Raw genomic sequence first — 18,930 nt, 5'->3', positions numbered from 1 at the left:
ATGACGCGCGTACCATGCGCCGGCTTGAATGTCTGGAACCTTTCTAGAACTTGGCTTCAGTCGACCAGGCGCGACGGTGTTCAGCAGACATGCGGGAAACAGCACCTCACGCAGGTGCGCTGCGTGGCATGCGGTTGATTTCAGGCGGGCGGGCGCGTCGGCTCGTCACGGGCAACACAGCGATCGGGCTTCTGAAGCGGCATTGTCTGCACTTGCTGCAACAGACTTCGCGCCAGTCCATCACGAGTGGTGATGCCCGCGCATGACGCGCTTCACGGCGTTGCGAAACGGAACAACACCAGGCTGATCGCCAGCGTTCCCATGCCCGAGACCAGGCCATACACGGTCTCGTGACCTTGTGCGTAGCGCTTGGCAGCCGGCAGTAATTCGTCCAGCGCCAGAAACACCATGACCCCGGAGATCAGCCCGAACACGGTGCCGAAGACCGCATCCGAGAGCACGCTGGACAAGGCCAGATATCCGATGCCTGCACCGACCGGTTCGGCCAACCCGCTGAGCAGGCTGGCGCCCACCGCATAGAACTTGTTGCGCGTGGCGAAATACACCGGCACCGCGATCGCGATGCCTTCGGGAATATTGTGGATGGCGATCGCGAACGCCAGCGGCATGCCGACCGCCGGGCTTTCAAGCGTGGCGAAGAAAGTCGCCAATCCTTCCGGGAAATTGTGCGCAGTGATCGCGACGGCGGTCATCAGGCCAACCCGGCGGATATAGGCCCGGTTGTCTTCGCGAAACTGCGGATCGTCGCTGGACAAGCTCTGGTGCGGATTCGGCACCAGGCGGTCGATCAGCATGATCAGCAGCATGCCGCCCAGAAAGGTCAGGGTACCGAAGGTAAAGCCGAGCTTGTCGTTGTAGGCATGGGAAAACGCGACGATCGATTTGTTGAGGATCTCGGTGAGCGACACGTACACCATGGCGCCGCCGGCGAAGGCCAGGCCGAATGCCAACAGGCGCGGATTGGGCTTTTTGGCGAACACCACCATGAGGCTGCCGAGCCCGGTTGCCAGCCCGGCCGCCAGCGTGACCGCAAGCGCGATCCAGAGATTGTGTGATGACACTGCAAGCATGTGGCGCGACGTCCTCGTGGAATGAAGAACTTCCTGCGGAGAGCGTGGCAACTGCAGCTCGCCAGATACGCACACCCCTCCGCGGAAGCAGGATGGCCATGCCGCGATGACGAAGACGTGGTGTCGAAGACGAAAAGCAGCGCCTCTGCGCCAGCGTCAGGCAGGGGCGACACTCAAGCGCGCGAACAAGGCGCTGTTGCTCATGCGCTGGTGTCGATGCGCTTGTGCCGTGCAGGAATAAGGCGTCACCGACCTCCGCTGTCCTCAGCCGCCGCGGCGTGCGCGTTCCTCGATGGCGAAACATTCGTTCGGACGCGGCACCGGCGGCTTGAACGAGACCGGCACCTGGATGGTCTGCGGCACGGCCTGGCCATTGCGGGTGGCGGCCTTGAACTGCCACTCGCGCACGCGCGTCCGGGCCGCTTCGTCGAGCACGGGCTGGCCGCTGCTCTGTGCCACCGAGACATCGGTCGGGGTGCCCTGGGTGCCGACCACGACCCGTAGCACGGTCGTGCCGCCCACACCGGCGCAGGCCAGCTGCGGCGAATATTCCGGCGGCGGCGTCTTCAGGGCGGCCAGCTCGGTGGGCGCGACAGTGGGCGCGGCGGCCTGCTGTGGCGACTTGCCGCAGCCAGCAAGGCCGGTGGCGACGACGAGGCCGGCGAACGCGGCGCGATACATGTTCATGCAGTGATTCCCTGATCGTAGAGCTGCGCGGTCTTGGCCGCGCAGATGAAGTCGTTTTCGCTCAGTCCGCCCACGTCATGGGTGGAATAGCGCACCACGACGCGGTCGTAATGCACGCCCAGGTCGGGGTGGTGGTCTTCGCGATGGGCGATCCAGGCCAGCGCATTCACAAAGGCCAGGGTGCGGTAATAGTCGGCGAAGCGGAACGTGCGCGTGAGCGCCATGCCGGCCTCGGCCAGCTCCCAGCCGGGCACCTGCGGCAGCAGCTCGGCCAGGCGCGCCTCGCCCAGCTTGTGGTCGCTGCCTTTGCGCGGGAGGCAGTGGGCCTGCTCCAGGGGAATCAGATCGGTCATGACGGTCTCGCAGGGGTGGCGGACGGCGCGCCCACCAGGATCACGGTGTTCCATGAGCGAGGGCGCTTTGGGCGGTAGAATAACCCGCATGATCCAGATATCCGACAAAGCCCAGACCTATTTCCGCAAGCTCATCGAACGCGAGGGCGTGCCCGGCATGGGCGTGCGCCTGAGCGCGGTGGATGCGGGTACCCCACGTGCCGATGCCCGGCTTGAGTTCGCCGAACCGGCGGACCTGAGCGGCGACGAATGGGCGATCGACTGCGATGGTTTCACCTTGTATGTGGTCGCTGCCAGCGTGCCGTGGATGGACGGGGCCGAAATCGACTACGTCACCCAGTCCACCGGCAACCAGCAGCTCACCATCAAGGCGCCCAAGATCAAGGGCGAAGCGCCCGCAGAGTCGGCTTCGATGGTGGAGCGCGTGCGCTGGGTGGTGGAAAACGAAATCAACCCGCAGTTGGCATCGCATGGCGGGCGCGTGGCCGTGCAGGAAGTCTCTGCCGACGGCGTGGTGTTGCTGCGCTTCGGCGGCGGTTGCCACGGCTGCGGCATGGCCGACGTGACCTTGAAGCAGGGCATCGAAAAGACCTTGATGGGGCGCGTGCCCGGCGTGACTGCGGTGCGCGATGCGACCGACCACGCCACCGGCGACGCTCCCTACATTCCGCGCGACAGCGCGGCCTGATTCCGCGCCACCGGTGACAACGGCTGCCGATCTGCTGCAGGCACTGCGCGCGCGCATGCCCGGCAAGCTCATTCTGGATCGGCGCACCGGCCTTCCGTATGGCTGGGGCATCTGGATGGGCAACCGCAAGCACGCGGCTGCGCCATTCAACGATGACCATGTCATGGATGTGCTGTTGGCGCGTGGGCAGCCGGATCGGCGCGATGTGGCCGGCGTCTCCCTGCTGTCGCCATTCCAGGCGTTCCGCAGCCTGTGGTGGCAACACTGGGACCCGCGGCCGAAGGATCAGCGTCGGCAGCACTGGCTGGCGGTGCTCGGCAGTTTTCTCATCCACCTCGGTTTTGGTGCGCTGCTCATCTGGGTGGTCACCGTGCGCTGGGCGCCGGAAGAAACCAAGCCCGGCGACGAATCGCGGGTGCGCATGACCTTGATCGGCGATGGGGCTGAAGCGCAGGGCGGCGGGGAAGGTCAACCTGCGGCCGAGGCATCGACGCAGGCTGCTGCAGCTGCGGCGTCTTCGCCAGCGCACGCGGGTGCATCGGCGGCGAAGAGCGAACCAGCTGCATCGCCGGCACCGACACCGACGCCAGTGCCGCCAGCTGCCGATCCTGTCGAGCGCCCCGACACAGCCCAGGTACCAGAACATGCGCCGGAACCGGTGCAAGCGGCCAGCGAACCCGTCACCGCGGATATTCCGCAGGTGACGGTGCAGGTGCCGCCGGTGACGATCGAATCGCCGCTGCAGGTCACCGAAACCCCGGTCGCCACCAACGACTTTGTCGTCCCACCGCCGCCAACGATCACGCTGACGCCGCGTGCGATCGAGCGGGCGGCGCCGCAGGTCGAAGTGCGTCAACGCGACATCCAGACGGTGACCGAACGCCCGCAGGTGCGCGAACTGCAGCGCCCGGCCACCGACGTGGCGGTGCGCTCTGCCGCTGCGCCAACAGTGCGCGAGCGCGACATCGTCATCCCCGAGCGCCCGCAAATCGCCGCGCCGGCTGCGCGCCTGCGTGAGATCTCGCCGACCGTGCGCATGCCTGACGTTGCGGTGCGTCCCGCAGAGCTGCCGAATGTGCCGGATCCGGCGCCTGCGCCAGTGGCGGCGACGCCTGTCGTGCCAGCAACGCCTGCGACTCCCGACCCACCGCCGGCCACCGTGGCGGCGCCATCCGCGCAAGCAGCCGCGCAACCTGCACAGTCGCAGGCCAGTCCTGCCCGGTCCGAACGTTCCAGCAGCGCGCCAGCCGCTGCATCGTCGCCCGCCAAGCCAGCCGCCAGCGGTCATGCCGGCCCGGCGCCTGCCGATCGCAGCGGCGGGTGGGACGTGGCCGCCAACGCCGACGACTGGAGCAAGTCCGACCGCAATCGGCAAGGCGACACGACGGGTGGCAACACCCAGCGCAACGGCATGTTCAATGCCGATGGCAGCATCAAGGTGGCCACCGGAGCCGGTGATGCCGGCCAGGGTGCAGGTGACCGCGGACCACCAGGCAGCGAGACCGATACCTGGACCCGCGACCAGATTGCCCAGGGCGGCACCTGGCTTAAACGTCCGCCGTACGGCTACACGCCGACATCGCTGGACAAGTACTGGATGCCGAACCAGACGCTGCTGCAGGAATGGGTGCGGCGCGGCCTGAAGAAGATCGAGATTCCGATTCCGGGCACGACCACCAAGATCAGTTGCGTGGTGTCCCTGCTGCAATTCGGCGGCGGTTGCGGCCTGAGCGACCCCAATCTCAACGATCAACCGGCTACCGCACGCCCACCGCCGGACGTGCCGTTCAAGCGTGAGTTGCAGGAAGACAAGGGCGCGCTGCCCCATAACGGCGGGTAAGCGTGACGCGCGATGAGGTGCGGCGATGTCTGCCTGAGTGCACAGATCAGCCCTGCGCCCCTTCGCTTCACGGTGCGCTTGCGCGCCTCCGGGCGCGTGGACATGCATTGTCTGCATCAGCCGCCGAGAGCGCAGGATGCGGGGGGGCGCTCGTCCATCGGCTGCAGACCGTGCCGGCCACCGGCGAACCGGTTTACCGCTTCGATAAAAACCGATCGCTCAAACTGCGGAAACGCGATACATCGCGTGGTGTTCCGGCTGCCGGTGACGGTGACGGTGGCGCCAGCGGCTCGCGGCTAGGGAGATTGCACTCTCAAACCGGAACGTGCGCCTTCCAGGAACGAGGTCAGGACCGCACGCACGACCGATGCCTGTGCCAGACGGCCGGTGGCCACTGCCCAACCGGCTCCGAACAGGCACGAGAGGTAGAAGTCGCTCCACCAGGACGCCGGCATTTCGATACCGAACACGCCGCGCCGCTGGCCGTGCAAGAAGAAAGCATCCAGATGCGCCTGGAACGACTCCCACTCCGGCGCGGCGTAATAGGTGTTGCCGCGTTCGGCGCCCTCCATGCCCATCTCGTTGACGATGTAGATGACCAGATCCAGGTCTTCCACCAAGGCGTGCGTCATGCGTCGCAGGCTTGCCATGGGATCGGGCAGGGCGTCGTCGTCGGGCAGGGCCGCCTGCAGACGCAGCCACGCTTCGGCGGTGACCTTTTCCACGATTGCCGCGCGGGTCGGGGCAAAGCGGTACAGCGTCGCGCGGCTGATCCCCGCGCCGGCGGCCAGTTCGGTGAGATTGCTGCGTGGGCGGCGGGTCAGCGTTGCGGCCAGCAGGCGGATAAGGCGTTGGTCGTCCTGGCTCATACGCTTGAAAAACGAGTGAAGCAGGGATGATACAGGTTCTTTGGAAATGATCCTTATGAATCATATTTGATTCATAAGGATCTATGGCGCATCATTGCCGCGTCATCCATTGGACCCCGCGCTGTGACAGCCCAACGCGCTTACCGTTTCTTTTCGCTGTGCGCCTTCCTTCCGTTCGCACTGGCCGCCTGCGGCAAAGCCGCTCCATCCGCTGAGTCTTCGGTTGCACCTGCGGTGGAAATCGCCACCGCGCAGGCGCGCAAGGTGTTGCAGACCACCGATCTGCCCGGCCGTGTTTCGCCGATGCGCGTAGCGCAGGTTCGTGCGCGCGTGGCCGGCGTGGTGCTGGCACGCCGGTTCGAAGAAGGTTCGGACGTCAGGGCCGGGCAGGTGTTGTTTCAGATCGACCCCGCGCCGTTCGAGGCCGCGGTGGCGCGCGCACGCGGGGAGCTGAGGCGTAGCGACGCCGAGCTGGAAAATGCCGCCGCCCAGTTCGAACGCAGCCAGCAACTGGTGCAGCGGCAGGTGATCAGCCGGCAGGACTTCGACACCGCCCGCAGCAATTTCAAAAGCACCCAGGCAGCCGTGGCGTCGGCGCGTGCGGCGCTGAAAACCGCGCAACTGGAGCTGGGCTTCGCCACGGTGCGTGCGCCGATCGACGGCCGCATCGGGCGGGCGCTGGTCACCGAGGGCGCGCTGGTCGGGCAGGGGGGCGAGGCGACAGAAATGGCGCTGATACAACAGCTCGATCCGATCTTCGCCGACTTCAATCGTCCGGTCGCCGAAGCGCTGAAGTTGCGCGGTCGCGCCCGCAAAGGCGAGGCGCCGCTCAAGGTCGTCATCGACATTCCTGAGCTCGGCGAGACACGCGAGGGCGACCTGCTGTTCGCGGACATGCGGGTGGACGAAACAACCGATACGGTGTCGCTGCGCGCGCAATTCGACAACCGCGACAACCTGTTGCTGCCGGGGATGTTCGTGCGCGTGCGCACGCCGAACGGTACCGCCAGCGACGCGGTCTACGTGCCACAGCGGGCGATTCAGCGGCGACCGGGCGGCAGCGCTGCGGTGATGGTCGTGGGCGCCGACGGCAGGGCCGAACTGCGCGATGTCCGAACCGGCGCGATGGTCGGCACCGACTGGCAGATACTCGAAGGGCTGAAGGCCGGTGAGCGCTACATCGCCTCAGGCGCGACGCGGATCCAGCCTGGTGCCGTGTTGAACGCCGCGCACTGAACCACTCTTCATTCCGCCTGTGCGGGCGCGTGGCGCCCCGGTGACCGTCCATGTCCCGATTCTTTATCGACCGCCCCAACTTCGCGTGGGTGGTTGCGATTTTCATCTCGCTCGCCGGCCTGCTGGCATTGCGCACCTTGCCTGTCGAAAAATATCCGGAAGTGGCGCCGCCGCAGATCAGCATTTCTGCCACCTATCCCGGCGCGTCGGCCCAGGTCGTCAACGACGCGGTGACCAGTGTCATCGAGCAGGAGCTCAACGGCGCGCGCGACATGCTGTATTACGACTCCAGCAGCTCCAACGGCAGTGCGCAGATCACCATCACGTTCCAGCCCGGCACCGATCCCAACATCGCCCAGGTGGACGTGCAGAACCGCATTCGTCAATCCGAATCGCGACTGCCGGCAGCGGTGACGCAACTTGGCTTGCAGGTCGAACAGACCACTGCCGGCTTCCTGATGCTGTATTCGCTGGTCTACAAGGATGCGACCGCCGCGCAGGACGTGGTGCGCCTGAACGACTACGCGGCCAGAGTGGTCAACGACGAGATCCGCCGTGTTCCCGGCGTGGGACGCGTGCAGTTCTTCGGCGCCGAAGCGGCGATGCGGGTGTGGGTGGACACCCAGGCATTGCGCGGCTATGGGCTGAGCATTGTCGACGTCAATAACGCGATCCGTGCGCAAAACCTGCAAGTGGCAGCCGGTAGCCTGGGCGAACGCCCAGGCGCGCATGATCAGGAATTGACCACCACGCTGGTGGTGCGCGGCCTGATGGAATCGCCGCAGGAATTTGGCCAGATCATCCTGCGTGCCCAGACCAATGGCGCGGTGGTGCATCTGTCGGACGTGGCGAAGCTGGAACTTGGATTGGAGAACTACCAGTTCGATGTGCAGGAAAACGGTGGCCCGGCCGCCGGCGCGGCAGTGCAGCTGGCGCCAGGCGGCAATGCCGTCGCCACCGTGGCGGCAGTGCGCCAGCGCCTGCAGGAACTCTCGCAGCGTTTTCCGGCAGACATCACCTACTCGGTGCCCTTCGATAGTTCGACCTTCGTCAATGTGGCAATCAGGAAGGTGCTTCACACCTTGCTCGAAGCGATGGCGCTGGTGTTTCTGGTGATGTTCGTGTTCCTGCAGAACATCCGCTACACCTTGATCCCGGCCATCGTGGTGCCGGTGTGCCTGTTGGGCACGTTCGCGATGATGAAGCTGCTGGGTTTCTCGGTGAACATGATGAGCATGTTCGCGATGGTGCTGGCGATCGGCATCCTGGTGGACGATGCGATTGTGGTGGTTGAGAACGTCGAGCGCCTGATGGCCGGCGAAGGCCTGTCGCCGCGCGATGCCTCGATCAAGGCGATGACGCAGGTGGGCGGTGCGATCGTCGGCATCACCCTGGTGCTCACCGCGGTGTTTTTGCCGCTCGCCTTTATGAGCGGTTCGGTCGGCGTGATCTACCGACAGTTCTCCGCAGTGCTCGCCGTCTCGATCCTGTTTTCCGGTTTCCTGGCGCTGACCATGACCCCGGCACTGTGCGCGACGTTCCTGGTACCCATCGACGGCCGCCATGAGAAGCAGGGATTCTTCGCTTGGTTCGACCGCAACTTCAGCGCGCTGACGTCGCGTTTCGATCAGTTGAACCATCGCCTGGTGCGCCGTGCCGGACGCTACATGCTGGTGTACGCCGTGCTGCTTTGCGCGCTTGGGCTGGCATACGTGCGGCTGCCGGAGGCCTTCGTACCGCAGGAAGACGAGGGCTACATGATCGTAGACATGCAGTTGCCGCCCGGCGCCAGCTACAGCCGTACGCGCGCGGCCGGGCAACAGGTCAACGATTACCTCGCCGCGCGGCCGAGCATGCAGGACGTGACGCTGGTGTACGGTTTCAGTTTCTCCGGAAGCGGCGCCAATGCGGCCATGGCCTTTCCGTCACTGAAAGACTGGAGCGAACGCGGCGACAGCGAATCGGTGGCCAGCGAAGTGGCGGCCGCCAACGCGGCGCTGGGACGCATCAGCGACGCGACCATCATGGCCGTGATGCCGCCACCGATCGAAGGCCTGGGCAATTCCGGCGGTTTCTCGCTGCGCGTGCAGGACCGCGGCAATCTTGGGCGCGACGCGCTGATGCAGTCGGTGAACCAGTTGCTGCATGCGGCCAATCAGTCGCCCAAGCTGGCATACGCGATGGTGGAAGGTCTTGCCGATGCGCCGCAGCTGCGCCTGGAAGTGGATCGCGGCAAGGCCGAAGCGCTGGGCGTGAGCTTTCAGAGTGCGATGGAGGTGCTGTCCAGCGCGTTCGGCTCGACGATCGTCAACGATTTCGTCAACCGCGGTCGTCTGCAACGGGTGGTGGTACAGGGCAATGCAAGCGATCGCGCCACGCCCCAATCACTGGACACGCTGTCTGTCACCAGCAGCACCGGCAAGCAGGTGCCGTTGACGGCGTTCACCACGCAACGGTGGGAGCAGGGGCCGGTGCAGATTGCCCGCTACAACGGCTATGCATCGGTCAATCTCACCGGCGAGGCTGCGCCAGGCATCAGCTCGGGCGACGCGCTGGCGGAAATGGAGCGCCTGGCGACTGCACTTCCCCAGGGCATTGGCTACGAATGGTCTGCACTGTCGTATCAAGAAAAAGCTGCCGGCACACAGGCGCCACTGCTGCTCGGCCTGGCCTTGCTGGTGGTGTTTCTGCTGCTGGTCGCGCTGTACGAGAGTTGGGCGATTCCGTTTTCGGTGATGCTGATCGTGCCGATCGGCGCGATTGGCGCAACCGCCGCGGTGTGGGTGGCCGGCCTTTCCAACGATGTGTACTTCAAGGTCGGCCTGATCACCATCATCGGCCTGGCCGCCAAGAATGCGATTTTGATCGTGGAATTCGCCAAGGAACTGCATGCGCAGGGCGCGCGCGTGCCGGACGCTGCAATGCAGGCGGCTAGGCTGCGCTTTCGCCCGATTGTGATGACGTCGCTGGCCTTCATTCTCGGCGTGATTCCGCTGGTGATCGCACGCGGTGCGGGTGCAGCGAGCCAGAATGCGTTGGGTACCGGCGTGATCGGCGGCATGCTGGCGGCCAGTACGCTTGGTGTCGTGTTCACCCCGATCTTTTTTACCTGGGTGATGGCGTATGTGGCTGCCCGCAGGAGTGCAGCTGCAAACCCGGCGGAGCCCTCCACATGATCATGCCGGGCAACTGCATGCGGCATCGGTCGATCGTGAGGAGAGGGCGGCAGGAATCGCGATAGCGTTCGTGCCGACCTGACGGCGCCAGCAATCGACCGGCAGGCGCTCCAAAGCCCCGGGCCTGTTTGCGGGCGCTGAGCGCGTCTCAGCGCGGACGTTTCGTCTTTAGCTGGCCCGCAGCGCTGAGCAGTCCCAGCGCCCACTCCACGCGCTCTGCTGCGGAGTCGATCAGGCGTGCCGGGTGTTCTCCCAGCAGCGCACGAAGTTGATGCGGCGCAAACACCAGATCGACGAAGTGGCCTGCTAACGCAGAGGGATCGGCGGGTTGATCTTGGCCATCGAGGATCGCCATGCGCACACGTTGCAGCCCGCCTTCCCAGCCGATGCGGTTGACCTCCGCAGCAAGCTCCGGCGCCCGGATGGAGGTGCCGACGACCAAGCGCATCATTGCCACGGTCTGCGGCTGCAGCGCGTGCGCAAGTATTCCTCGACCTGCGAGCCTTAGCCGCCCCTCAAGATCCAGCGGGACGCTGGGAGCGGCTGGCAGGGGCTGGGTCTGCACATCACGGCGAATCACTGCCTCGAAAATGGCGTCCTTGTTGGCATAGCGCGCGTAGAGGCTGGCCTTGCCGGCACCTGCCAGTCGCGCGATGTCGTCGCATGAGGTGTGCTCGAAGCCGCGTTCCAGGAAGAGCTGTAGTGCCGCATCCAGAAGCCGCCGATCGACATCGCCGGCTTTATCGGGTGGCGGCCTGCCGCCTTTGGATTTTTGCTTGACCGCCTTCATCGACGAAACGTTACACGCCACTTGTGCTTTCAACAACTGAACGATATCGTTCAGTTGTTCGCTGCATGGTCTTTCCCGCCAGCACGATGCATGAGAGCCGATGTAACAGGGCGCTGCTGCCCCCTGGTGCGTTGGCTGCCCGCCGCTTTCGGCACCCGAAGACTCAAGCGAGAAGCACGTGGTGAACACACAGACGAGTTCGCAGGTCGTTGTTGCTGGAGCCACCGGCGATCTCGGTCACCGGATCGCGGTGGCCCTGAAAGATCAGGGCGCGGCCGTGAATGCACTGGTGCGGCACGGGGCAGGCAAGAGCCGCGTCGCGTCGTTGGAGGAGCGGGGCATCCAGGTTCGACATGTTGAGCTCGACGACGCCGAGCGGTTACGCGAGGCACTCATGGGTGCGGACTGTGTGGTTTGCGCACTCAACGGCTTGGAAGAGGTCATGTTGGGTCAACAGGGAAACCTGTTGCATGCAGCAGTTTCTGCGGGCGTCCCGCGTTTTATCCCGTCCGATTTCTCGCTGGACTACACGAAGACGCGGCCAGGCGACAATCGCAATCTGGACCTGCGGCGCCGCTTCAGAGAGCAACTGGACGCCACGCCCATTTCGGCCACATCAATTCTGTGTGGCGGCTTTCTGGAATTGCTTGAGGGCAGTGCGCGCCTGGTTGTACCGGGCCGCCGGGTTCTGCATTTTGGCGACGCAGACCAGAAACTCGATTTCACTGCCAAGGACGATGTCGCCCGCTATACGGCCGCGGCGGCGCTGGATCCCAATGCTCCACGCGATCTGCGGATTGCCGGCAACAGCATTTCGCCCAACGACATCGCACACCTGCTCACCGAGCTCACGGGCGAGCGATATCGCACGCTCAGGCCAGGCGGAATCGGCACGATGTCGGCCATCATCCGCGTCGTGCGCGCACTGACGCCGACCAGCGATGACCCGTTCCCACCCTGGCAAGGCATGCAATACCTGCGCGACATGATGAGTGGACGCGGCAAGTTGATCCATCTGGACAATGATCGCTACGGCGCGCGCGCGTGGCAGTCAGCTCGCCAGACCTTGGCGAACACCTACGCAACGGAGGCTTGAGATGACTGACGGCATGACACCGTTTCGGATCAACATCGCGCAGGCTGAGCTGGATGATCTCAACCAACGTCTTGGGCACACGCGTTGGCCCAGTCCGGAAACCGTGAGTGATCACAGCCAGGGCCCACAATCGGCGAGCATGCGACGCCTGGTCGAGCGCTGGCGGACGGGCTACGACTGGCGCGCCACCGAGCGGTTGCTCAATGGCTGGAATAGCAGTCGCACGGCCATTGACGGACTGGATATCCATTTCCTGCATGTGCGTTCACCGGAGCCGGGCGCGCTTCCATTGCTGTTGACGCATGGATGGCCGGGATCGATTCTGGAATTTCGCGACGTGATCGGCCCACTGACTGACCCGGTGGCCTACGGCGGGAAGGCGTCGGATGCGTTTCATCTGGTGATCCCATCGTTGCCCGGCTTTGGTTTCTCTGGGAAACCCACCTCCCGCGGCTGGGGAGTGGGGCGAACGGCTGCGGCATGGGTCGAACTGATGCGCCGGCTGGGTTATGGCGAACGCTGGACCGCCCAGGGCGGCGATTGGGGCAGCGCGATCACGACCGCGCTTGGGTTCATGCAGCCGCCCGGCTTGGTGGGCATCCATCTGAACATGGTGATGTTCGACCCGAGCGCCGAAGAAATTGCCAACGCCACGCCAGCAGAGCAGCGGATGCTCGACGATGCCAAGCGCTATCAGAGAGAATTTTCAGGCTACATGCACCTGCAAAGCACACGACCGCAGTCGGTGGGGTTTAGCCTGGCTGATTCTCCAGCCGGCATTGCCGCATGGATCTATGCGCTCTTCCAGGATGTTTCCCAAAGCGGCGGCGAACCGGAAAACGTGATCGCGCTGGACCATCTCATCGACGACATCATGCTGTACTGGCTCCCCAATGCCGGGCCCAGCTCGGTGCGTTTTTACTGGGAAGCTGCGCAGGAAGCTGGGACTGCGATGCCCATGCACCCGATGCCCACGCCAACCGGGATCAGCATGTTTCCCGGAGAACAAGTACGCATTTCGCGGCGCTGGGCAGAACGACGCTTCGCAGATCTGCGCTTTTTTGCAGAGGCAGAGCGGGGCGGGCATTTTGCTGCGATGGAAAATCCGCCGGCATTTGTCGACCACCTCCGAGACACCTTTCAATCGCTGCGGTAATGGTTGCGGGATCTTATCGAGTCCGACTAGCTGATTGGGCTTTGCAGCGGCAATCCAGTGCATTCGGCTGCGATGAGCTATTTAGCGAAGGGAGGGCGGACAACTTCGAGCCAGCGGGACGTGGCGGCTGATGCAAGAGGCGGATCGTTAGCCTGAGGACATGCTTGGCTAGCGACCGCCTTGAAATGTAAAGGTGAAGCGCGCCGCAGAGCGGTCGGCGGTTTGCGGGGCGATGGGCACGGGCGTGGCCTCCACCAGCGTCAACATGCCATCGGCAATAGGCACCGGAATGCCTAACGTAAGGTCAACCTGTCTGGACCAGCCACCACCCAGCACCGTCGCACGTACGATCAGTCGGCCTTCCACGATGCATTGAACATCAGTAGGGCAACGGCTGTCTTCGACGACTCGGTCGGGCCGTACCCTGGGACCATCGACCGCTGCCATCTCGCCTAGGCGCACAGGGCCTTCAATGAGATGACCCGTCGCCGGGGGCGTAGTGGCGCATCCTCCAAGCGACATGACGGCGAGCACTGCCAGAGACAGTAAAGGGGCGCGATGAAGGTCATGCTTGCCGGCAGTCCTCGCCTGGCACGATTGAGGTTGCGGGTGGCTTTGGAGCGATGCGCGCATTGATCGACGTCCTTTAGATGAGATCCCGAACCACGTCTTCGGCCAGCCACTGCGACGCGTCAGCGTCTTCGCTGACCGTGCAGCGGATCGACTGACCTGCCAGCATGGCACCGCCGCGCCGAGGCGGCTTGAGCGTGCAGACCATGAACGCGCGTTGCCGCTCTGTATAAGTAAATTGTAATGCCTGCATTGCCAATTGGTGCATCACACCCTGATACTGCGCTCGCAGCGATCTCAGGAGGAGCCGGCGCTGACGACTCTGCAGAAATGGACGTTGGAGCAGATCACCTATCGGGATGAGTTCTTGGCAAATCCACCGTTGCAGGCCATCGCTTACGTGAGCGAGGTGCGTCGTCCCATGTCGATGGGGGAGGTCGACCGGCTGCTTGTCTCTTCCAGTGCACACAACGCGCTGGCCGCCATCACCGGCGTCCTGCTCTACGACGGCGCTCGATTTTTTCAGTATTTCGAGGGCCCACCTGCCGGGGTGCAGCATACCTACGATCGCATCAAGCAGTCTGCGCGCCATCACGTGATCGCAGAGGTCTACAACGGCTCCATCGTCGAGCGTTACTTTCCCGACTGGCAGATGGCGTGCCGCAAGGTGCTTCCCGGGTCAATCGTCGAGCTCAGCGCACAACGCTGGTCGCGCACACGCCTTGCGCTGTGGTCTGCGGGAAATAAGCCGGAGCCTGTGTCCCGGTTGCTGGAGTTCTGGGAGGGGGCCATGCCGCCGACAGCTGATGTATGACCAGGCGCGGGTGAACGGTCTACCCCATCGCTAGGGCGCCCATCAGGGAGGTTCTTGCGACCGATTTGTGTCCGCCATGGCTGCAGTCCTCTTGATGCAAGCGATATCGAAAGCGACGTAGAGCGTTCTTTTCGGCGAAGAGCGAATGGCGAATGGCGAATGGCAAATAGCGAGCACGCTGTATCAGGCAGGCGCATCGAGCATCCGATTCGCTCGCATCACGGCGCAGCACACCAGGTACTGAAGGGCGATGCCAGGGTCATTGCCCACATTGCAGCAATCAACAGGCACTCAAGGCATGAGCACGTTGCAGGATCTGAAAGAGGAGCTGTCGCGCTTTGGGGCCAACAACGATGCGGTAGAAACCGCACGTGGCAAACGCATGCTGAATATCACCCCCGAAACCGGCGAACTGCTCGCCCTGCTGGTACACGCGACGCGGGCACGGCAGGTGCTAGAGGTGGGTACTTCCAATGGCTACTCCACGCTGTGGCTGGCCGAAGCTGTCATCGCCGTCGGTGGACACGTCATCACGCTGGAACATGCCGAAGACAAGGCCGCCCTGGCGGCGGCGAACTTCGTGCGTGCCGGACTACAGGCGCACATCACGCAGGTGCTGGGCGATGCAGGCACGTGGTTGGAGACCGCCGACGATGGCAGCGTCGATCTGCTGTTTTTGGACTCGGACCGCAGCGCCTATGCACGGTGGTGGCCGCAGCTGCGCCGCGTGCTCAAGCGCGGCACCGGCCTGATGGTGGTGGACAACGCCACCTCGCACGCGACGGAGATGGCAGATTTCATGCAGGCTGTCCGTGCCGACATGTCCTTCCGATGCAGCGAGGTGCCAGTCGGCAACGGACAGTTCATGGCAGTGCGCGTCGCAGACTGAATCGCTAGCGGCGTTTGCGCAGCGGCTAGCGCCCGACGATTCCAACTGAGGCTGATGCACGCCTATTCTGCTGAGCGGTCGGTCCATCGATTCTTTCCGGCTTGAAGTGACATTCGGTAGCACGACTGATTCTTCGCATCGGTTGAGTCCGGTTACAACGCTTGACCAAAACTCTGTTCGCCGCCTTTGAACGGACGCAAACACGGCGTGACATTCCTGACGCGTGGTATTGCGATCTGTGTTGATTGGCGAAGCCAGGCTTGCATCGACGACTTGCGTCCATCGTCAAGCGGCAAAGCATTGTTCTTTATCAAGCTGCCGTCGCGGTGAGGCACTTGGCCGTTGGCTCACTTGAGTTTGACGAGCCATCGCCTAGATTGGCGTATGTATCAATCAGCACTCGCCCGCGACGATCTGCCGGGTACACCTTCGCTATCGCCAAATCCAGCGCTCGCGCAACGCGTGCGTGAGTACCTGCGACTGACGCCGCAACTTCCCAATCCTGGCGCAGGACGCACGTACACGCGATGGCAGGCGCTGAGCAAGCTGGGGGCTGCGAGCTTGCCGCTTGCCAAGGTGCTGGAAGCGCATTACGACGCGGTGTCGATTTTTTCCGAGGCCGGCCAGCCATTAGCTTCCAATGGAGCGGTGTGGGCTGTGTGGGCAGCGGGCGGGCCGCATGACACCGTGGCGTACGAAGCGAGCTCAAGCACGGTGTCCGGTATCAAGCCGTGGTGCAGCGCGGAGCTGGACGTTGTGACGCACGCCTTGGTGACCGTCCGAAACGGCGATCGGCAGCCGCTTGCCGCGGTGACGCTGAGGCAAGGATGCTTCGAGCTTGATGCAAGTCAATGGCACGGACCAGGCATGCTCGGCATTCCAACTGGCAACGTCCATTTCGCGAATGCGCCGGCACGTTTGCTGGGTGCGCCGGAATTCTATTTGCAGCGGCCGGGTTTTTGGCATGGCGGGGCGGGCATCGCGGCCTGCTGGTATGGCGCCGCCGCAGCCATTGCCGAGCATGTCCGCCGCTCGCCACGAGTGGCAAACAATCCTTTTGCCGCAGCACACCTGGGCGCACTCGACGAACGGCTGACGGGTGCACGGCTGATGCTGCAGGACCTGGCCAAAACGATCGACGACGCTCCAACCCAAAGCCATCAACTGCCTGTCATTCGGTTACGTAGCGTGATGGATCGCGTCTGCCGGGACGTGATCGAACGCGCCGCCTTGGCCCTGGGGCCTGCCTCGCTGTGCTGCGATGCCGGGCACGCGCAACGGTGCGCCGACCTGGCTGCCTTCATCCGCCAATCCCACGGGGAAAAAGACGAGCAGTGGCTGGGGGAACAACTGCATGCACGCGAGGTCAACCCATGGCGGCTGTGAGGGGCGAGCAGATCGCAGGGCAAGGCATCAGCGAACAGCGCTGGCGTGCATCGAGCCAGTTGAATGCGCTGCTCACCAGCAGCCTCGACCAGCTACTGGGCACCGCCACACGTGTCGTGGTGGTTTCCCCGCATCCGGATGACGAGGTGCTGGGGTGTGGCGGGCTGCTTGCGATGGCGATCGCATCGGGAAGGCAGGTCCTGATCATCTCCGTGACCGATGGCGAAGCCGCCTATCCGCAGGACGACGCATGGCCGCCCGCGCGGCTGGCAGCTGCGCGTCGTGAGGAGTTGCGTGACGCGCTGGCGTGCCTGGGTATCGATCCATCCAGCATCGTCAGGCTGGATGCGGGAGATGGCCAGGTACGTGCCGGAATTGACGCACTTGGTACACGGCTGGCCGACCTGCTGCAACCACGCGACGTGGTGCTGGTGACGTATGCGCGCGATGGCCACCCCGATCACGAAGCCTGCGCAGATGCAGCGAGTGCCGCAGTTGCACGATGCGGAGCGCGGTTGATCCAGTTTCCGATATGGGCATGGCATTGGGACGACCCCGACCACAGTCAGATGCTGGCATCGGCCACGCGTCTGGTGCTTTCTGCCGATGCTCACGTTGCAAAGCTGCAGGCGATGTCCGCGTTCAAGACGCAGACCGGTCACGTCACGCCTGCGCTGCGCAACCCCATCCTTCCCGACTGGGCGCTGGCGAGGTTTCGGCGCGACTTCGAGGTCTATCTCCCATGAACGCCCAGGCCAACGCCGATTATTTCGACAGCATCTACCAGCAGCAAGATCCCTTCGGCTATGGGACACGTTGGTACGAAAAACGCAAACGCGACATCCTGCTGGCAACCTTGCCTCGGCAGGGATTTGCACGGGGATGGGAGCTGGGGTGTTCCAACGGCGAAGCAACCTGTGGGCTCGCTGCCCGCTGCGAGCGCTTGCTGGCAACCGATATGTCCGCCGCCGCGGTACACCACGCCAAGCAACGCGTGGGGGAGCGCAGCAATGTCGAAATCGTGCAGGCTTGCCATCCGCAGCACTGGCCGGTGGGAAGTTTCGATCTGATCGTGCTGAGCGAGATCGGCTACTACCTCGCCGCCCCCGAACTCGACGAGCTGATCGAGCGTCTGCAGCAGGCGCTTACGCCGGAGGGACTGCTGGTGGCCTGCCACTGGAAGCATCCTTTCGAACAGGCACAGCAAGATGGCATCGCGGTCCATGCCTGTATTGCCCGACTGCTCACCTTGCCGCTGAGTTATCGCTATGAAGACAGCGATTTTCTGCTGGAAGCGTGGACCGCGCAGCCATTGTCGGTAGCACAGCACGAAGGCTTGCGATGATCGCCGTCATCATTCCGGCACATAACGAGGCCGAGTGCATGGCCGCCTGCCTTGCATCGGTGTTTCTCGCCGCATCGCACCCCGAACTGCACGAGGCTGTGGAGGTGATCGTCGCGGTGGACCGTTGCACGGATGCAACGGCAGAGCTGGCACTGGCATTGGGCGCGCACGTGATCGACGTACCCGTGCCCGGCGGCGTCGGCATCGCACGGTCCGCAGCGGCCTCAAAGGCCATTGCACTGGGCGCCGATTGGCTGGCCGTGACCGACGCTGATTCGCGCGTCCCGGCCGATTGGCTGGTGGAACAGCGCAGGGCCGACGCGGACGTGTTCTGCGGTGTCGTGCAGGTGGAGGACTGGCTGGACTATTCCGATGAAGTGCGTTGCAGGTTCGAACAGACCCAGGCAACTGGACAAGGTCATGGCCGCATTCACGGCGCCAACCTCGGTGTGAGCACCGCGCTCTATCAACAATGCGGTGGGTTCTCTGCGTTGACCTGCAGCGAAGACGTTGCGCTGGTCCACGCGCTGCAGGCGATCAACGCGTCAATCGCCTGGTCGCCATGCTCGGTGGTGTGGACCAGTGCCCGCAGGCAGGCACGGGCAATTGGCGGATTCTCGGATTTTTTGAAGCAGCTGGAAGCCTCGACCTGCGTGCCTGCGTAGTCGGTAACGCAACGCTTTGGGCCGTCTTTGCAAGATGTCATGGCCATGCCGCATGTCTTCGATTCGCCAAGCAGATGCGCTTTAGCTAAAACGTGTCTTCGCTTCAACGACTGCAGGGCTACGGCCTGGCAAGACCAGCGACTTGAAGCGCATCCGCGGCATCGCCGCAGTCGAACCACGGCATGTCGCGGCCCAGCGCCTGACACCTGCTGACCGGCTGTCGACCTCATCTGCACGGGGCGTGGACGAAGCGTACGCCACCATGCCGAACCGACTCAC

The 18,930-nt window shown here is 64.0% G+C and carries 19 protein-coding genes; 12 read left to right on the top strand and 7 right to left on the bottom strand.

The window, feature by feature from the left end; all coding sequences use genetic code 11:
* Positions 1–272 precede the first annotated feature (272 nt).
* From zupT to ACCQ07_RS11025, 3 genes are all read right to left on the bottom strand, one after another.
* A complete protein-coding gene (gene zupT, locus ACCQ07_RS11035; RefSeq protein ID WP_372363324.1) occupies positions 273–1,091 on the bottom strand; it encodes a zinc transporter ZupT in 819 nt (272 codons plus the stop codon).
* 264 nt (positions 1,092–1,355) lie between these two features.
* Complete coding sequence (locus tag ACCQ07_RS11030; RefSeq protein WP_011347609.1) at positions 1,356–1,778, bottom strand: energy transducer TonB; 423 nt, start codon at positions 1,776–1,778, stop codon at positions 1,356–1,358.
* On the bottom strand, positions 1,775–2,131 hold the full coding sequence (locus tag ACCQ07_RS11025) for a 4a-hydroxytetrahydrobiopterin dehydratase (protein ID WP_003489213.1): 357 nt from the start codon (positions 2,129–2,131) through the stop codon (positions 1,775–1,777). Before ACCQ07_RS11025 ends, ACCQ07_RS11030 begins: the two co-directional genes overlap by 4 nt.
* 88 nt (positions 2,132–2,219) lie before the next feature.
* Here ACCQ07_RS11025 and ACCQ07_RS11020 point away from each other — a divergent pair, with 88 nt between their 5' ends.
* Positions 2,220–2,819 carry an NfuA family Fe-S biogenesis protein gene (locus ACCQ07_RS11020; protein ID WP_008575672.1) on the top strand — a complete coding sequence of 200 codons (600 nt, stop codon included), beginning with the start codon at positions 2,220–2,222 and terminating at the stop codon, positions 2,817–2,819.
* A gap of 13 nt (positions 2,820–2,832) precedes the next feature.
* Positions 2,833–4,659 (top strand): transmembrane repetitive protein, encoded by a 1,827-nt coding sequence (locus ACCQ07_RS11015; RefSeq protein ID WP_372363323.1) that lies wholly within the window; start codon positions 2,833–2,835, stop codon positions 4,657–4,659.
* A gap of 296 nt (positions 4,660–4,955) precedes the next feature.
* Here ACCQ07_RS11015 and ACCQ07_RS11010 read toward each other — a convergent pair whose 3' ends face one another.
* Positions 4,956–5,528: a TetR/AcrR family transcriptional regulator gene (locus tag ACCQ07_RS11010; protein ID WP_372363321.1), complete on the bottom strand. Its 573-nt coding sequence runs from the start codon at positions 5,526–5,528 to the stop codon at positions 4,956–4,958.
* A gap of 123 nt (positions 5,529–5,651) precedes the next feature.
* On the opposite strand from ACCQ07_RS11010, the gene ACCQ07_RS11005 reads away from it, so the two are divergent.
* Both ACCQ07_RS11005 and ACCQ07_RS11000 read left to right on the top strand, forming a co-directional pair.
* On the top strand, positions 5,652–6,764 hold the full coding sequence (locus ACCQ07_RS11005; protein WP_071117840.1) for an efflux RND transporter periplasmic adaptor subunit: 1,113 nt from the start codon (positions 5,652–5,654) through the stop codon (positions 6,762–6,764).
* 50 nt (positions 6,765–6,814) lie between these two features.
* A complete protein-coding gene (locus ACCQ07_RS11000; RefSeq protein ID WP_071117841.1) occupies positions 6,815–9,940 on the top strand; it encodes a multidrug efflux RND transporter permease subunit in 3,126 nt (1,041 codons plus the stop codon).
* 148 nt (positions 9,941–10,088) lie between these two features.
* On the opposite strand, the gene ACCQ07_RS10995 is transcribed toward ACCQ07_RS11000, so the two are convergent.
* On the bottom strand, positions 10,089–10,730 hold the full coding sequence (locus tag ACCQ07_RS10995; protein ID WP_057681743.1) for a TetR/AcrR family transcriptional regulator: 642 nt from the start codon (positions 10,728–10,730) through the stop codon (positions 10,089–10,091).
* Positions 10,731–10,911: 181 nt separating this feature from the next.
* Between ACCQ07_RS10995 and ACCQ07_RS10990 the strand changes: the two genes are divergently transcribed.
* Together ACCQ07_RS10990 and ACCQ07_RS10985 are read left to right on the top strand one after the other, a co-directional pair.
* Positions 10,912–11,826, top strand: coding sequence for an NmrA family NAD(P)-binding protein (locus tag ACCQ07_RS10990; protein ID WP_057681781.1), 915 nt, complete (start codon positions 10,912–10,914; stop codon positions 11,824–11,826).
* A 1-nt stretch (position 11,827) separates the two neighbouring features.
* Entirely contained in the window at positions 11,828–12,982 is a 1,155-nt protein-coding gene (locus ACCQ07_RS10985) for an epoxide hydrolase family protein (RefSeq protein ID WP_057681744.1), read from the top strand.
* 168 nt (positions 12,983–13,150) lie between these two features.
* Here the strand turns inward: ACCQ07_RS10985 and ACCQ07_RS10980 are convergent, their stop codons facing one another.
* Together ACCQ07_RS10980 and ACCQ07_RS10975 are read right to left on the bottom strand one after the other, a co-directional pair.
* Positions 13,151–13,615 (bottom strand): hypothetical protein, encoded by a 465-nt coding sequence (locus tag ACCQ07_RS10980; RefSeq protein WP_031422804.1) that lies wholly within the window; start codon positions 13,613–13,615, stop codon positions 13,151–13,153.
* Between the two features lie 13 nt (positions 13,616–13,628).
* Positions 13,629–13,820 (bottom strand): hypothetical protein, encoded by a 192-nt coding sequence (locus ACCQ07_RS10975; protein WP_057681745.1) that lies wholly within the window; start codon positions 13,818–13,820, stop codon positions 13,629–13,631.
* Between the two features lie 69 nt (positions 13,821–13,889).
* Here ACCQ07_RS10975 and ACCQ07_RS10970 point away from each other — a divergent pair, with 69 nt between their 5' ends.
* The 6 genes from ACCQ07_RS10970 (at position 13,890) to ACCQ07_RS10945 (ending at position 18,651) form a co-directional block, all read left to right on the top strand.
* Positions 13,890–14,366, top strand: a complete 477-nt coding sequence (locus tag ACCQ07_RS10970; RefSeq protein WP_031422802.1) for a BLUF domain-containing protein — start codon at positions 13,890–13,892, stop codon at positions 14,364–14,366.
* Between the two features lie 298 nt (positions 14,367–14,664).
* Positions 14,665–15,255, top strand: coding sequence for an O-methyltransferase (locus tag ACCQ07_RS10965; protein ID WP_008575693.1), 591 nt, complete (start codon positions 14,665–14,667; stop codon positions 15,253–15,255).
* Between the two features lie 867 nt (positions 15,256–16,122).
* Positions 16,123–16,641 (top strand): acyl-CoA dehydrogenase family protein, encoded by a 519-nt coding sequence (locus ACCQ07_RS10960; RefSeq protein WP_372165828.1) that lies wholly within the window; start codon positions 16,123–16,125, stop codon positions 16,639–16,641.
* Complete coding sequence (locus ACCQ07_RS10955; RefSeq protein WP_029819476.1) at positions 16,629–17,387, top strand: PIG-L deacetylase family protein; 759 nt, start codon at positions 16,629–16,631, stop codon at positions 17,385–17,387. Before ACCQ07_RS10960 ends, ACCQ07_RS10955 begins: the two co-directional genes overlap by 13 nt.
* Positions 17,384–17,986, top strand: coding sequence for a class I SAM-dependent methyltransferase (locus ACCQ07_RS10950; RefSeq protein ID WP_372163796.1), 603 nt, complete (start codon positions 17,384–17,386; stop codon positions 17,984–17,986). Before ACCQ07_RS10955 ends, ACCQ07_RS10950 begins: the two co-directional genes overlap by 4 nt.
* Entirely contained in the window at positions 17,983–18,651 is a 669-nt protein-coding gene (locus ACCQ07_RS10945) for a glycosyltransferase family 2 protein (RefSeq protein ID WP_372163794.1), read from the top strand. The genes ACCQ07_RS10950 and ACCQ07_RS10945 overlap by 4 nt, the downstream gene beginning before the upstream one ends.
* Positions 18,652–18,930: the final 279 nt, after the last annotated feature.

The organism is Xanthomonas sp. NCPPB 3583, assembly GCF_041475715.2.
GTDB classification, from domain to species: Bacteria; Pseudomonadota; Gammaproteobacteria; order Xanthomonadales; family Xanthomonadaceae; genus Xanthomonas; species Xanthomonas euvesicatoria.
This window is presented reverse-complemented; position numbering and strand designations above follow the sequence as displayed.

Coding starts and splice junctions, on each gene's coding strand:
- zupT (WP_372363324.1), bottom strand. CDS start 1,091: ATGCTTGCAGTGTCATCACACAATCTCTGGATCGCGCTTGCGGTCACG.
- ACCQ07_RS11030 (WP_011347609.1), bottom strand. CDS start 1,778: ATGAACATGTATCGCGCCGCGTTCGCCGGCCTCGTCGTCGCCACCGGC.
- ACCQ07_RS11025 (WP_003489213.1), bottom strand. CDS start 2,131: ATGACCGATCTGATTCCCCTGGAGCAGGCCCACTGCCTCCCGCGCAAA.
- ACCQ07_RS11020 (WP_008575672.1), top strand. CDS start 2,220: ATGATCCAGATATCCGACAAAGCCCAGACCTATTTCCGCAAGCTCATC.
- ACCQ07_RS11010 (WP_372363321.1), bottom strand. CDS start 5,528: ATGAGCCAGGACGACCAACGCCTTATCCGCCTGCTGGCCGCAACGCTG.
- ACCQ07_RS11000 (WP_071117841.1), top strand. CDS start 6,815: ATGTCCCGATTCTTTATCGACCGCCCCAACTTCGCGTGGGTGGTTGCG.
- ACCQ07_RS10995 (WP_057681743.1), bottom strand. CDS start 10,730: ATGAAGGCGGTCAAGCAAAAATCCAAAGGCGGCAGGCCGCCACCCGAT.
- ACCQ07_RS10985 (WP_057681744.1), top strand. CDS start 11,828: ATGACTGACGGCATGACACCGTTTCGGATCAACATCGCGCAGGCTGAG.
- ACCQ07_RS10980 (WP_031422804.1), bottom strand. CDS start 13,615: ATGCGCGCATCGCTCCAAAGCCACCCGCAACCTCAATCGTGCCAGGCG.
- ACCQ07_RS10975 (WP_057681745.1), bottom strand. CDS start 13,820: ATGCACCAATTGGCAATGCAGGCATTACAATTTACTTATACAGAGCGG.
- ACCQ07_RS10965 (WP_008575693.1), top strand. CDS start 14,665: ATGAGCACGTTGCAGGATCTGAAAGAGGAGCTGTCGCGCTTTGGGGCC.
- ACCQ07_RS10960 (WP_372165828.1), top strand. CDS start 16,123: ATGCTCGGCATTCCAACTGGCAACGTCCATTTCGCGAATGCGCCGGCA.
- ACCQ07_RS10955 (WP_029819476.1), top strand. CDS start 16,629: ATGGCGGCTGTGAGGGGCGAGCAGATCGCAGGGCAAGGCATCAGCGAA.
- ACCQ07_RS10950 (WP_372163796.1), top strand. CDS start 17,384: ATGAACGCCCAGGCCAACGCCGATTATTTCGACAGCATCTACCAGCAG.
- ACCQ07_RS10945 (WP_372163794.1), top strand. CDS start 17,983: ATGATCGCCGTCATCATTCCGGCACATAACGAGGCCGAGTGCATGGCC.